Genomic DNA, 13,715 nt, shown 5'->3' on the forward strand with positions numbered 1-13,715 from the left:
AGAGCGCGAGCGATGGCGGACGCAGGGGACGACCGGCCGGATCCCGAGGCGCTGCTCGCCGCGGTCCGCGAAGAGGAGGAGCGCGAGCGGAAGGGCAAGCTCAAGATCTTCTTCGGCGCCGCGCCCGGGGTCGGCAAGACGTACGCGATGCTGAGGGCGGCGCGGTCGCTCCGCGAGGAAGAGATCGACATCGTCGTCGGCTGGGTCGAGACGCACGGGCGCGCGGAGACGGAGGCGCTCCTCGGTGAGCCTCCGCCGCTGCCGCGCCTGCCGGCGATCGAGGTCGAGCACCGCGGCAGGACGCTGCGCGACTTCGACCTCGAGGCCGCGCTGAAGCGCCGCCCGAAGCTCCTCGTCGTCGACGAGCTCGCGCACACGAACGCGCCGGGCCTCAGGCACCCGAAGCGCTGGCAGGACGTCCTGGACCTCTTGGACGCCGGGATCGACGTCTACACCACCGTCAACGTCCAGCACGTCGAGAGCCTGAACGACGTGGTGGCGCAGGTGACCGGCGTCGTGGTCCGGGAGACGGTGCCCGACTCGATGATCGAGCGCGCCGACGAGATCGAGCTCATCGACCTGCCCCCGGACGACCTCCTCGAACGCCTGCGCGAGGGCAAGGTCTACCTCTCGGAGCAGATCGAGCGGGCGGCGAGCAGCTTCTTCCGCAAGGGCAACCTCATCGCCTTGCGCGAGCTCGCCCTGCGGCGCACCGCCGAGCGCGTGGACGACCAGATGCGCGGCTACATGCGCGCCCACGGGATCCAGAAGACGTGGGCCGTCGCCGAGCGCATCGTCGTCTGCGTGGGGCCGAGCCCGATGTCGGCGCGGCTGATCCGGGCGACGCGGCGGATGGCCGGCAGCCTGAAGGCGGAGTGGCACGCGGTCTACGTGCAGACGCCGGCGCAGGCGCGGCTCTCCGAGGCCGATCGCGAGCGGGTCGACCGGAACCTCGCGCTCGCCGAGCGCCTCGGCGCCGTCACGGTACAGCTCCACGGCGCGGAGGTCGCCGCGGAAGTCCTGCGGTACGCGAGGCGCCACAACGTCTGCAAGATCGTCGTCGGCAAGCCGACCCACCCTCGATGGAAGGATTTCGTCTACGGCTCGCTGCTCGATGATCTCGTGCGCCAGAGCGGCGACATCGACGTGTACGTCATCCAGGGCGTGGCGGAGGCGGCGAAGCCGGAGCCCGGCCCGCCGGAGCGGCGCCGCATGATGCCGCTGCCCTACGTCTGGAGCGCGTGCGTGGTGGCGCTCTGCACGCTGGCCTCGTGGCTCATGCACCCGTTCTCCGACCTGGCGAACCTCATCATGGTGTACCTGCTCGGGGTCGCCTTCGTCGCGGGCCGCTTCGGCGCCGGGCCCTCGGCGCTCGCGTCGGTGCTGGGCGTCGCCGCCTTCGATTACTTCTTCGTGAAGCCGTACCTGACGTTCGCGGTGGGCGATCTCCGGTACTTCCTCACGTTCGCTATCATGCTGGGGGTGGGCCTCGTCATCGCCAGCCTCACCGCGCGCATCCGCCGCCAGGCCGCGAGCGCCAGCGAGCGCGAGCAGCGCACCGCGGCGCTCTACGCGATGAGCAAGGAGCTGACCGCCCTGCGCGGCGTCGACAAGCTCAGCCTCGCGGCCGCGCGCCACGTGCACGAGATCTTCGAGGCCGACGCGGCCGTCCTCCTGCCCGGCCCCGACGGGCGCCTCGCCGTCCGGGCGGGCACGGCCGACGATCTGGCCGCGAGCGAGCAGGAGCGTGCGGTCGCGGAGTGGGCGTACGCGCGCGGCAAGGCCGCGGGCGCCGGGACCGACACCCTCCCGAGCGCGGGCGCGATGCACCTGCCGCTCCAGGGCTCCTCCGGGCCGATCGGCGTCCTCAGCGTCCGCCCGCGCCGGCCGTCGTCGTTCCTCGACCTGAGCCGGCGCGAGCTGCTCGGCGCCTTCGCCACGCAGACGGCGCTCGCGCTGGAGCGCGCCCTGCTCGCGCGAGAGGCCCAGCGCTCGCAGCTCCGCGCGCAGGCGGAGGAGCTCCGCAACGCCCTGCTGAGCTCCGTCTCGCACGATCTGCGCACGCCGCTCGCCACGATCACCGGCGCCGCGGGCGCGCTGCTCGACGACGGCGCTCACGGAGCGGCGCTCGATCCGGCCGTCCGGCGCGATCTGACGCAGACGGTGCTGGAGGAGGCACAGCGGCTCGAGCGCCTCGTCCGCAACCTGCTCGACATGACGCGGCTGGAGTCCGGGGCGCTCGCGGTCAAGAAGGAGTGGCTGCCGCTCGAGGAGGTCGTCGGGGCCGCGCTGAACCGGGTCGAGGAGAACCTCGACGGACGGCAGATCTCGATCGATCTGGACCGGGCGACCGCGCTTGTCCCGATGGATGGAGTGCTGATCGAGCAGGTGCTCATCAACCTGCTCGAGAACGCGCTCAAGTACTCGCCCGCCGGCAGCCCGATCGCGATCCGGGGGCTCACCGAGGGGAGCGTGGCGGTGCTGGAGATCAAGGATCGCGGTCCGGGCATCGCGCCCGGCGAAGAGGAGGCCATCTTCGAGAAGTTCTACCGGGGGCGCGGTCAGGGCCGGCAGGGGCTCGGCCTCGGCCTCACGATCTGCCGCGGCATCGTGGCCGCGCACGGCGGGCGGATCACGGCGGAGAGCCGGCCTCACGGTGGCGCGATCTTTCGCGTGACGTTGCCCATCGAGGGCCGCCCGCCGGACCTCGCCGGCCCGGAGCTGCCGGCAGTGTCGGGGGCTTGATAGCCTGATCGGGCGAATGTCGGACGCGTCCCCCCTCGTGCTGCTGATCGAGGACGAGCCGCAGATGCGGCGGTTCCTCCGCGCGATGCTGGCGGCCCGCGGCTACCGGCTCGTCGAGGCGGAGACGGGCGGCGAGGGGATCGCCCAGGCGACGACGCGCAATCCGGATCTCGTGCTCCTCGATCTGGGGCTCCCGGACATGGATGGTCTGGAGGTGACGCGGCGGCTCCGGGAGTGGAGCGCCGTCCCGATCATCGTGCTGTCGGCGCGCGGGCAGGAGCAGGACAAGATAGACGCGCTGGACGGCGGCGCCGACGATTACCTGACCAAGCCGTTCAGCGCGGGAGAGCTCCTGGCGCGGCTGCGCGTGGCGCTGCGCCACGCCGCCCACGCGGCGCGCGGGGCGCAGGCCGAGAGCGCGAGCTTCCAGGTGCAGGACGTCGAGGTCGATCTCGCGCGCCGGGTCGTGCTGCGGGCGGGCGAGGAGATCCACCTGACGCCGATCGAGTACAAGCTGCTGACGACGCTGATCCGGCACGCGGGGAAGGTGCTGACGCACCGCCAGCTGCTCGGTGAGGTGTGGGGCCCGGCGTATGCGGGGCAGACACATTACCTGCGCGTCTACATGGCGCAGCTCCGGCACAAGCTGGAGCGCGATCCTGCGCGGCCGCAGATCCTCATCACGGAGCCCGGCGTGGGCTACCGGCTGAAGGCAGGTTGAGCCAACGCCGATCGCGGTGCGTCACGGGCGTCTGCGACAACAGGTCGCATTTCCAAGGGATGGCGGCCCTACTAGAGTGCTGGAGCTTTCCTCGGTGGAGGTGCTTCAGATGAAGAGGATGTTGCAGAGCTGCCTGATCGTTGCAGGCACGATGTTCGCCTCGACCGCTGCGCGCGCGCACATCTCCGTGTCGGGCCCCGCGTTCGCTGGCGCCACGCACGAGGCCACCTTCGGTGTCGGCCACGGCTGTGACGGCGCAGACACCTACCGGGTGAAGGTCCAGATCCCGGCCGGGGTGACGTCGGTGCGGCCGCTGGACAGCACGTTCGGCAAGGCTGTCCTGGAGAAGGACACCGAGGGCAACGTCACCGCCGTCGTCTGGACCAAGCCCGTTGCAGACGTGCTTCCGGCGGACACCAATTATTACAAACTGACCATGCGGTTCAAGGTCCCGGACGCGCCGTTCAAGACGCTGTTCTTCCCGACCCTCCAGACCTGCCGGACCCCGGATGGCACAGAGACCATCGCCGAATGGGTGGATACCTCCGGCGAGCACGGAAACCACGACGCGGACGCGGGCACCCCGGCCACGCATCCAGCGCCGTCGCTGACGGTCCTTCCGCCGCGTTCGCCCGGGTGGAACAAGTACACGGTGAACGAGCATGTGCACGACCTCTCTATCTTCAAGGACGCGCTCATCGTCTGGGCGGGGAAGGCGGCCTACAGCCCGAATCCGAACACCCAGAGCCTGATCATGACCGAGCCGGATACCGAGGTGCTGACGGCGATCCATCCCGGCACCGAGATCTGGGTCAAGTACTGAGCGGGGGAGTCCGACGATGCGAGCGTGGCTCCTCCTGATCGCCGCCTGCGCGCTCTGCGCCTGCACCGACGACACGCGCCCGCCCCCGCCCGACCCGGGAATCGACGCGGGCGACAGCGGCCAGCCCGACGCCGGCGGCCAACCTAACGCGGGCGGCCAGCCCGACGCCGGGCCGGACGCAGCGTCAACGGCGTCCCCGCTCGAGCGCCCGCCCGAGCTGCCGCGGCCACCCGCAGGCAGGTTGCCGGATGACCTGAAGCCGCCGGTGCGCTAGAGCGACAAACGGGCTGAAATCGCTCGAAAGAGCAGAAATTCGAACCGCCAAGGCGCCGAGGACGCCAAGATTTTGTTCTCTTCTTGGCGTTCTTGGCGTCCTCGGCGGTTCATTTCTCGGTCGAACAACGTGATCGTTGTTCTAGCGCCGCGCCGTCACTCCGCCGGCACGAATCGCAGGGACGCGAGGCGCACCAGCTCGCCCGCGCCGCCGGTCACCTTCAGATACACCTCGTGGGTGCCCTCGGTGGGCTTCACGTCGCACGTGACGGTCTCCCACTTGTCCCAGTCGCCCGTGTCGGGGATGTCGCAGGTGCCGATGGCCGAGCCGCCGGCCAGCGGATCGATCCAGACCTCCACGGCGCCGCCTTGGCCGGCGCTCGAGGCCTTCAGCTGGATCGCCTTCGCGTGGACGCCGCCGCTGCCCAGGTCGACGCTGCCGTACATGGCCCAGTCGCCGTTCTCCAGCCCGTCCAGCACCGGACCCGCCTTCTTGCTCGACGCGACGCCGGCGCCCGACTGCTGGTTCGCCTCCGCAGCCGGGATCCAGGTGAACCCGTCGCGGTACGTGAACAGATCGAAGTCAGCGCGCTTGTTGGTCGCGAACATGCCAGCCTGGTTGCCGATCCAGGTGTGGGCCATGGCGTAGAAGTTGTCGAGCGTGGAGATGTCGATCTCGTCGCCCACCTGCGTCCACTCGAGCCGATCGGCGCTGAACCAGCCCGTGGCCTTGTGGCCGGTGCGGACCAGCTTCAGCCAGATCGTATCGCCTTCGGGCGCCGGGGCCGACGCGCCCACCACGACGGGCTCATCGAGCTCGGTGTACGCGCCCCCCTCCTCGACCGGAGGCTTCACCGAGCGCGAGCGGAAGGAGAACCGGATCCGGTCCTTCTTGTCCTCCATGACCCGCGCCACGGAGACCTCCAGGATGGCCGGGAGCATGAAGCCCTCTCCGCTGGTCATCCACGTCGGCGCCGCGATCACCTGCTCGTCTTCCCAGTAGCCGTTGCCCACGTGGAGGCCGGCCGCGTCGCCGTTCGCCTTGGGCTTGAACTGCAGCTTCACCGTCATGCTGCTGGAGTGCAGCGCGTCCTTCTGCACCACCCGCGTGGTATTCCCGGCGCCCGGCTCGATCCGCAGCCAGCCAGCGCGGTCGGTCACCGAGTACTTGTCTTCCGACATTCCGTAAGTGGTCCAGGCCGGGTTGATCGTGTCCGACGAGAACTCGTCGTTCACGGGCACCAGGAAGGGCACGTCGCTCGTCGGCAGCTTCGGCGCCGGCAGATCGCGCACCTCGCTCGGGAACTTCGGGACCGGGATCGTCTCCCCATCCACCTGCTGCTCCTCCCAGGTGACCTGCAGGAGCAGCCCTTCGCGGCCGAGCCCCTGCCACTCGCCGTTCTTCCAGTCCTGGGTGCCCACCCCGGTGCAGTCGTAGGAGTGGGCGAGCGCCCACCAGGTGCCGTCCTCGAGCTCGATCGGAGCGGTGGCGTGCTGCAAGCCGGCGTACGGCTCCTTGCCGGTCAGCACATAGCCGAGCCAGTGCCAGTCCTCGGCGGTGCTGCCGACCAGCTTCTTCGACGCCCAGGCGTGCAGCTGGCCGCCGCAGGCCGTGTGCGTCGACACGAAGTAGTAGTACCAGTCGCCCCGCTTGGCCATCGTCGGCCCCTCGGTCCACTTGCTCCAGTCAGGGTTGGTGAAGTCCCCGCAGCCCCCGGTCTCCTGGTCCCAGTTGACGAAGCTCATATCGACGGTCGACTCCGGAATCAGCATCCCGGTCTCCGGATCGATCTCCGTGAGCAGGTTGATGCCGAAGTCGTTCGCGTGCTCGGCGTCCCATTTGCACAGGCCGTTCTTGATGACCATGAAGGTCTTGCCGCTCTCGGGATCGACGAACACCGAGTTGTCGGAGCCGGTATTGCGCTCGTACGCGATCTCGCTCCCCGGCGGCGTGTAGGGGAAGATATCGACCTTCTTGGGCTCCGACCAGGGGCCCTCGAGGCTCTTCGCCGAGGAGAAATGCTGCGTGGCGCCGATCGCGTAGTAGACCCGGTACACATCGCCGGCCTTGACGATGAAGCCGCCCCACGTGCCCTTGCCAGGGCCGGTCTGCTCGTCGAGCGCGGCCGCGGTCGAAGAGACCACCCGGGTCACGCGCTCCCAGCGCACGAGATCCGTCGAGCGCAGGATCTCGAACGCGGGCATCGTGTGGAAGCTCGACCCGACCACGTAGAACGTGTCGCCTTCCCGGTAGAGGTTCAAGTCCGGGTGATCGCCGGGCAGCACCGGGTTCTGGTACGTCGTCGGGCTGAACGCGGCGCCGAACTTGGCCGTCAGCGTCTCGCCCATGCCCATGGTGAACGTCGCCGGGTTGTCCAGCCCGGTGTCGGCGCCGCTCCAGCCCAGGAAGTTCTGTCCCGGAGCGGGCGTCGCGGTGACGGTGATCACGGTGCCCGGCGCGTGCAGGTAGGTCCCGGGCGGCGGGTCGGTCGTCCCGTCGCCCGTCGCCTCGATCGTGAGCGGATACGAGAGGGGCGCTACATGCTCGTCGATCCCGCAGGAGACGGGCAGGGCGCCGATGAGGAACACCGCCGTCATGGAGAAGATAGGTCTCTTCATTGTTGTCATGTCCTAGTTCTGCGCTGAGCCGGTTCGTGCTGGGGAACGCCTTGCGTCGCCCCGGCAGGATCAGGCCGCGGTCGGGTGTGAACGCTCACACTGTAGATGTTTGTAGATGTTAATGGGATTGCCGCCGGAGTGGAAGTCCGATCTCGGCGGCGCGCCGTGCGTCTCCATCACCGACGAGATGCCCGTCGGGCGGTCCGGCACACCCGGTCGCCACCGCGGTCCGGCGCCCGCTCTCTTGACGCGCCGCTCCGGGGGAGCTCCGCCAGCCTTGTTCTCCCCTCGGGATCGATGATATCCACGGTCCCACCGACAAGTATTGACACCGGAGTTGTGAGCGCTCACAATGGCCCACCCCACGCTGAGGACGCGCTTTCGTGGAACGCTGCCAGCGAGGGGCAAGGCCGCACCTGGGTATTCAAATGACCAACAAATCTGCTATCGCTCGAATCACACGATGCGCGGCCCTGGTCGCCTCTTTTGCTCTCTCGGCGTGCAGCGATGACGGCACGGGCTCGTCGGGGGACGACCCTCAAGCCGGAACGAGCGGGGCCTCCGTCTCAGGCAGCGGCGGTGGCGCCACGACCGGCGGCAGCACCACCACGGCCGGCGCCGGCGCCGGCAGCGCGTCCTCGGGTGGAGCGGGCGGCGAGGGAGGGACGGGCGGAAGCGGCGGCTCGCCGGGAGAGGGCGGCTCGGGCGGGTCGACGGACGGCAAGGTCCCCCCGCGGCCGAGCGCCGGCTGTAACAAGGCGAACCCGCAGACGGGCAGCGCGCAGAGCCCGCTCACCGTCTCGGGTCACCAGTACTACGTGAAGCTGCCGACCGGCTACGACGCCAGCAAGCCGTATCCGGCGATGATCATGTTCAACCCGACGAACAACCCGATCAACTGGGCAGAGCAGAACGCGGGCTTCGAGGCGACCGGCCCCAAGGAGGCCTGGATCCGCGTTTACCCGCATCCGGCCAACTCGAACTCGGGCTGGGGGGCGAACGACGTCTCCTTCTTCGAGCCGTTCTACGAACAGATCACGAACAACTTCTGCATCGACGAGGCCCGCGTGTTCGCGGCGGGCGAGAGCTCGGGCGGCGACTTCTCGAGCATCCTGGGCTGCGAGCACGCGGACAAGCTGCGCGCGGTGGGCCCGTGCGCTACCAAGAACGTACGGGACTATCCGCTCGACGCCGGCACACGACGGTGCACCGGACAGGTCACGTCGGTCGTCATCCACGGAGCGAACGACTCGGTGGTCGGGACGGAGAACGGCCCGAAGACGCGCGACTTCTATACCAAGCTGAACCACTGCGAAGCGAGCACGGTGCCCGTCGAAGGGTACACGGACGAGCGCTCGAACTGCGTCATGTACCAGGGTTGCGACGAGGACTATCCGGTCTACTGGTGCCAGCACAAAGACCCGAACTACAGCGGCACCAATCACGGCTGGCCCGCGTTCGCGCCCAAGTTCCTCTGGAGCCTGTTCTCGACGTATTGAGAGCCCTGCCTGGCCCGGTGCGCCCGGCGCACGATGTCTGCATCAACCAGCCGCGGGAGCGTGGCGGACGACCCGTGATCGTCCGCGCCCCGGCGATCCGCGGTCCGTTAGAGAGGTGATGTCTCGATGAGTCGATCTGCACTGGGCGTGAGCGTTCTTTTCTCCGTGGGCGTGGCGGTGGGGCTGTCCGCGTGCTCGTCGGAGTCGGATCCCGTCGATCCCGGCCCGTCTGGGTCTTCTAGCGCCGCCACGAGCGGCGGCTCCACCACGGGAGCGACGTCCTCGGGCGCGACGTCCTCGGGAGCGACGTCCTCGGGCGCGACGTCCTCGGGCGCGACGTCGGGCGGAGGGGACGGGGGGAGCGGGGGCGCGGGCACCTCCAGCGGCACGGGCGGCGAGTCGGCCGGCGGCGGCGGCTCGGGCGGCGCCACCCCCGGCGGGTCGGCGGGCTGCGGCAAGGAGGCGACGCGCCCCGATCCTCGCACGCAGCAGACGTTGATGGTCGGCGGCGTGACGCGCTACTTCCTGATGTACGTGCCGGAGAACTACGACCCGAGCAAGCCGCTGCCGCTGGTCTTCGGCATCCACGGCCTGAACATGAACAACGTGTGGGCGGCGCACGACGGCAGCGGGTTCCAGCTCATCCAGGAGACCGACGACCAGGCGCTGCTCATCTACCCGCAGGGGCTGCCGGCGAACGGGCGGTCCACGCCTCCGAGCACCCAATCGCAGTGGGGCGACGCGGACTCGAACTGGGGCGGTCAGCCGCCGAACGCCAATCGGGCGCGCCTCGACGCCGACCTCGCGTTCTTCGATGCCATGATCGAGCACGCCAAGTCGAACTACTGCGTCGATACGAAGCGCGTCTTCGCGGTCGGGTTCAGCCAGGGTGGCTTCATGACGAACACGCTCGGCTGCGAGCGCTCTTCCGTGTTCCGCGGTCTCGCTCCGGTCGCCGGGTGGGGCCCCAACGGCTCCCAGCCCAATTGCGGCGACGCGAGCGCCGCGCACGCGGTGATTCAAACGCAAGGCGACACCGACGGGACCGTGACCCCCGCGCTGGGACAATCCACCCGCGACTTCTGGCGCGCCCGGAACGGCTGCGAGGCGGAGTCGATGCCGTCGGCGACCTTCGGCAACGGGTGCGTCGAGTACCAGGGCTGCAACGAGGGCCTGCCGCTCGTGTACTGCACGCACCCCGGCGGCCACTCCGTGCCGTCCGGCGCGGGCGGGCGAGCCTGGCGCTTCTTCCAGTCGCTCGAGTGAGCCGGCGCGGCCGCCGGGGAGATCGCCCGGGCAGGCGCCGGCGCGTCGCGGCCGGTTGATCCCGGCGCGCTCCCGGGGTGCGATCGCTCCCCCGCGATGCGCCAGATCCTCCACATCGACATGGACGCGTTCTTCGCGTCGGTCGAGCAGCTCGACGACCCGTCGCTGCGGGGCCGCCCGGTCCTCGTCGGCGGCGCCTCGCGGCGCGGCGTCGTGGCGGCCGCGTCCTACGAGGCGCGCCCCTCCGGCGCCCGCTCGGCGATGCCGATGGTCGAGGCGCTCCGCCGCTGCCCGCAGGCGATCGTCGTGCCGCCGCGGCACGCCCGCTACGCCGAGGTGAGCGCGCAGGTCTTCGCGATCTTCCGCCGCTTCACCCCGCTCGTCGAGGGGCTGTCGCTCGACGAGGCCTTCCTCGACGTGACCGCGAGCCGCGCGCTCTTCGGCGACGGCGCGGCGATCGCGGCGCAGATCAAGCGCGCCATCCAGGGCGAGCTCGGGCTCACCGCCTCGGCCGGGGTCGCGCCGTGCAAGTTCGCCGCGAAGATCGCGAGCGATCTGCAGAAGCCCGACGGCCTCGTCGTGGTGCCCGAGGGCGTCGCCGCGTTCCTCGCGCCGCTGCCGCTCGAGCGCATGTGGGGCGTGGGCCCGCGCGCCGCCGAGCGCCTCCGCGCGGCGGGGCTCGCGACCATCGGCGACCTCGCGCGCTGCCCGGCGCCGCGCCTCTCCGAGCTCCTCGGCCCGGCGTGGGGCGAGCACGTGCGCCTGCTCGCGGCCGGCGTCGACGACCGCGCGGTGGTCCCGGGCCGCGTCGCGGAGTCGATCGGCGCGGAGGAGACGGTCGAGGAAGATCTCCGGGGCAGGGAGCCGATCGAGCAGTGGTTGCTCGAGCTGTCGGGCCGCGTGGCGCGGCGCCTGCTCAAGGCGGGCCTGTCGTGCCGCGCGGTGGCGGTGAAGCTCAAGTACTCGGATTTCACGCTGCGCACGCGGCAGACGAAGCTGCCCGAGCCGGTGGCGGACACGGACTCGATCTACGCCTCTGCGCGGGGGCTGCTCTCGCGGTTCGACCTGTCGCGGCCGGTGCGGCTCGTCGGCGTCGCCGCGGGCGATCTGACGGGCGAGACCGCCGGCGCGACCCTGAGCCTGTTCCCGGTCGCCTCCGAGCGCCGCCGGCGGCTCGAGGGCGTCGTGGCCGAGGTGGCCGAGCGCTTCGGCGGGAAAGGGCTCACGCGCGCGGCCCTCCTGGAGCGCGGGCCGCCGGGCCAGCGCGGGCCGGGCGCGGGCTCGGGCGGGCGCGGGGGCGCGCGGGAGAAGAAATAGGCCGCGGAGCTCGTGTAGAGTGGAACGATGGCAAGGATCGTCGACACCCGATGCCCGCGATGCGGCGCCCCGCTGCCGGTTCAGCCGGCCATGGACTTCGCCACCTGCCAGTACTGCGGCGCCCGGTCGCTGATCGATCGCGGCAGGAAGCCGACCACCGCGCCGGTCCCGCAGGGCATGCACGTCGTCCGGGTCGCGCCGCCGTCCTCCAACGTCGCGGTGTTCGCCGTGATGGGGGCGGTCGTCGCCATGGGCGTGGCCGGCGCGGTCGCCGCCCTCGTCACGCAGCCCGCGCCCAGGGCGTCCGGGGCATCCGGGGCGCGGCCCGTCCTTGGCATCGGGCCCAGCGTGCACTTCAAGGACCGGCCGATGCTCGCCGACGTCAACGGCGACGGGGCGCCGGATGTGATCGGCAAGAGCGGCATCCCGGCCGGGGAGGAGTGGATCGCCGCCTTCGACGGGCGCGACGGCAAGCAGCTGTGGAAGACGGGGGCCCTCGCCAAGGACGCGGCCGGCCACGAGGCGCGGCGCGCGGTCGTCTTCGATCGGGTGATCTCGATCGACGGCCTGGGCAAGGCGCAGGCGTACGACCTGCGCACCGGGGCCCCGTCGTGGTCGGCGTCGCTCGGCGAGAAGCCGAGGCGGGTGTGTCAGGGCGACGGCGTGATCGTCGTCGAGACGGTCGACGACGCGAAGCACGGCCTGGAGCCGGCGAGCGGAAGGCGGCGCGAGCTCGCGAAGGGCGCGGGGTGCAAGCCGGCCCCGAGCTCGAACGCCGACGAGGCGCCCGGCTATCGGCTCGTCGGCTGGTCCGACTTCGACGAGCTCGGGTTGCCCGAGCTGCACGCCATCGAGGGCATGTCGGCGCACCACGCGCTCGTCCCGAGCGGCCCCGGGCCGCGGTTCATGCTCGGCCGCCGCAGCAAGGGCAGCCAGGTCAGGATGGTGGCCGCGGTCGACAAGAAGAAGGTCCTCTGGAAGGACGTGGTGCCCGGCGTCGATCCGCTCACCACGAGGGCGATGGGGACCGAGGAGGCGGCCTACGAGGGCGGGCTCCTGGTCGTCCCTTACGACATGAACGATCACAGCCAGGGGACGCGCCTCGCCTGCTTCGACGGCGCCACCGGCAAGCGGCTGTGGGACGTGCAGGTCCACAAGAAGTCGCAGGTCTCGTCCGGGATCTCGGTGTCGGCGAACGACGTCTTCTTCGCCACGTGGACGGCCGTCTACGTGATCTCGCTGAAGACTGGGCAGCTCAGGTACGTGATCGGGACCGAGTTCTAGCTCGGCCGGCGCTCGCTCGAGGCGCGCTCACGGATCGGCGACCTTGAGGAGCTGCTTGCCCGTGTTGGCGCTGGTGAACAGGCGATTCAGCGTCGCGGGCGCCTTCTCGAGGCCCTCCTGCACGTCCACGCGATTCTTGATCTTGCCCGAGCTCACCCAGCCGGCGAGGTCGGAGATCGCCTCGTTCATCTGGCCGAGGAAGTCGGTGACGATGAACCCTTCCATCCGGCCGCGCCGCATCAGCAGGTTGATATAGTTCTTCGGCCCGGGCGGCTGCTCAGACTCGGTGTAATCGCCGATGGCGCCGCAGAGCACGACGCGCCCGCGCATCGCGAGCTCTGCGAGCGCCGCGTCCAGGATCGCGCCGCCCACGTTGTCGAAGTAGACGTCGATGCCGGAGGGGCAGAGCTCCCGGAGCCGGGCGGCGACGTCCTCGGAGCGGTAGTCGATGGCGGCGTCGAAGCCGAGCTCCCCCGTGATCCACGCGCACTTCTCGGGGCCGCCCGCGATCCCGATCGCGCGGCAGCCCGTCGCCTTCGCGATCTGACCCGCCATCATCCCGGTCGCGCCGGCGGCGCCCGAGACGACGACGGTCTCCCCCTCCTTGACGCGGCCGATGTGGAGCAGACCGAAGTAGGCGGTCAGCCCGGTGACGCCGAAGACGCTGAGCGCGAGCTCGGGCGGTATGCCGGGCGGCAGCTTCGAGGCCGGGAGCAGATCTCGCTTTCCGGCTGTCAAGAGCGCGTAGTCCTGCCAGCCGAGGAGGCCCTGGACGAGGTCGCCCGGCGCGAAGTCGGGGCTGTTCGAGCGCACGACCTTGCCGACGCCGCCGGCGCGGACGACGTCGCCGATCGGAACCGCCGGCATGTACGAGTCGCGAGCGAGCCATATCCGCTGCGTGGGATCGACCGACAGGTAAAGTGTACGGACAAGGATGTCCCCGTCCGCCTTCGGCTCCGGGACGGGCTCTTCACTGAACGTGAAATCGCTGTCTTTGAGCAGGCCGACAGGACGCGAGGCAAGGCGCCAGCACCGGTTCACATCGCTCCTCATGGCTGTCTTCTCCTTCCTGTGCCGAAGACGCTACCAGCGCATCACCAGCAGGGCAACGGGGGGTCCTCGAGGCGACCAGCCGTGGTCAACGCCGCGCCATGCGTCGTGCGCTGGC

Annotated in this window: 10 protein-coding genes; 8 read left to right on the forward strand and 2 right to left on the reverse strand. The window is 70.5% G+C overall.

What is annotated here, in order from left to right; translation table 11 throughout:
* The first annotated feature begins 12 nt into the window (after nt 1-12).
* From WME98_RS33405 to WME98_RS33420, 4 genes are all read left to right on the forward strand, one after another.
* Entirely contained in the window at nt 13-2,745 is a 2,733-nt protein-coding gene (locus WME98_RS33405) for a DUF4118 domain-containing protein (RefSeq protein ID WP_437945743.1), read from the forward strand.
* Between the two features lie 16 nt (nt 2,746-2,761).
* Nucleotides 2,762-3,466, forward strand: a complete 705-nt coding sequence (locus WME98_RS33410) for a response regulator (protein ID WP_437945744.1) — start codon at nt 2,762-2,764, stop codon at nt 3,464-3,466.
* Nucleotides 3,467-3,575: 109 nt separating this feature from the next.
* A complete protein-coding gene (locus WME98_RS33415) occupies nt 3,576-4,289 on the forward strand; it encodes a YcnI family copper-binding membrane protein (RefSeq protein ID WP_437945745.1) in 714 nt (237 codons plus the stop codon).
* 16 nt (nt 4,290-4,305) lie between these two features.
* Nucleotides 4,306-4,563, forward strand: a complete 258-nt coding sequence (locus tag WME98_RS33420) for a hypothetical protein (protein ID WP_437945746.1) — start codon at nt 4,306-4,308, stop codon at nt 4,561-4,563.
* Between the two features lie 155 nt (nt 4,564-4,718).
* Here the strand turns inward: WME98_RS33420 and WME98_RS33425 are convergent, their stop codons facing one another.
* Nucleotides 4,719-7,181, reverse strand: a complete 2,463-nt coding sequence (locus WME98_RS33425) for a family 43 glycosylhydrolase (protein ID WP_437945747.1) — start codon at nt 7,179-7,181, stop codon at nt 4,719-4,721.
* A 428-nt stretch (nt 7,182-7,609) separates the two neighbouring features.
* On the opposite strand from WME98_RS33425, the gene WME98_RS33430 reads away from it, so the two are divergent.
* The 4 genes from WME98_RS33430 (at nt 7,610) to WME98_RS33445 (ending at nt 12,547) form a co-directional block, all read left to right on the forward strand.
* Nucleotides 7,610-8,680, forward strand: coding sequence for an alpha/beta hydrolase family esterase (locus tag WME98_RS33430; protein ID WP_437945748.1), 1,071 nt, complete (start codon nt 7,610-7,612; stop codon nt 8,678-8,680).
* A gap of 126 nt (nt 8,681-8,806) precedes the next feature.
* On the forward strand, nt 8,807-9,946 hold the full coding sequence (locus WME98_RS33435; RefSeq protein WP_437945749.1) for an alpha/beta hydrolase family esterase: 1,140 nt from the start codon (nt 8,807-8,809) through the stop codon (nt 9,944-9,946).
* A 96-nt stretch (nt 9,947-10,042) separates the two neighbouring features.
* A complete protein-coding gene (locus tag WME98_RS33440; protein ID WP_061625524.1) occupies nt 10,043-11,263 on the forward strand; it encodes a DNA polymerase IV in 1,221 nt (406 codons plus the stop codon).
* A 90-nt stretch (nt 11,264-11,353) separates the two neighbouring features.
* The gene (locus WME98_RS33445; RefSeq protein ID WP_437945750.1) at nt 11,354-12,547 is read left to right on the forward strand and encodes an outer membrane protein assembly factor BamB family protein; all 1,194 of its coding nucleotides are present in this window, start codon (nt 11,354-11,356) and stop codon (nt 12,545-12,547) included.
* Nucleotides 12,548-12,574: 27 nt separating this feature from the next.
* Here the strand turns inward: WME98_RS33445 and WME98_RS33450 are convergent, their stop codons facing one another.
* A complete protein-coding gene (locus WME98_RS33450) occupies nt 12,575-13,600 on the reverse strand; it encodes an NADP-dependent oxidoreductase (protein ID WP_437945751.1) in 1,026 nt (341 codons plus the stop codon).
* Between the last annotated feature and the right edge of the window lie 115 nt (nt 13,601-13,715).

The sequence above is a fragment of the Sorangium sp. So ce296 genome, assembly GCF_051529605.1.
Taxonomy (GTDB): domain Bacteria; phylum Myxococcota_A; class Polyangia; order Polyangiales; family Polyangiaceae; genus Sorangium; species Sorangium cellulosum_D.

Bases quoted from the DNA above. Each gene is read 5' to 3' on its own strand.
- WME98_RS33435 (WP_437945749.1), top strand. From the start codon at position 8,807: ATGAGTCGATCTGCACTGGGCGTGAGCGTTCTTTTCTCCGTGGGCGTG.
- WME98_RS33420 (WP_437945746.1), top strand. From the start codon at position 4,306: ATGCGAGCGTGGCTCCTCCTGATCGCCGCCTGCGCGCTCTGCGCCTGC.
- WME98_RS33450 (WP_437945751.1), bottom strand. From the start codon at position 13,600: ATGAGGAGCGATGTGAACCGGTGCTGGCGCCTTGCCTCGCGTCCTGTC.
- WME98_RS33430 (WP_437945748.1), top strand. From the start codon at position 7,610: ATGACCAACAAATCTGCTATCGCTCGAATCACACGATGCGCGGCCCTG.
- WME98_RS33405 (WP_437945743.1), top strand. From the start codon at position 13: ATGGCGGACGCAGGGGACGACCGGCCGGATCCCGAGGCGCTGCTCGCC.
- WME98_RS33415 (WP_437945745.1), top strand. From the start codon at position 3,576: ATGAAGAGGATGTTGCAGAGCTGCCTGATCGTTGCAGGCACGATGTTC.
- WME98_RS33445 (WP_437945750.1), top strand. From the start codon at position 11,354: ATGGACTTCGCCACCTGCCAGTACTGCGGCGCCCGGTCGCTGATCGAT.
- WME98_RS33440 (WP_061625524.1), top strand. From the start codon at position 10,043: ATGCGCCAGATCCTCCACATCGACATGGACGCGTTCTTCGCGTCGGTC.
- WME98_RS33425 (WP_437945747.1), bottom strand. From the start codon at position 7,181: ATGAAGAGACCTATCTTCTCCATGACGGCGGTGTTCCTCATCGGCGCC.
- WME98_RS33410 (WP_437945744.1), top strand. From the start codon at position 2,762: ATGTCGGACGCGTCCCCCCTCGTGCTGCTGATCGAGGACGAGCCGCAG.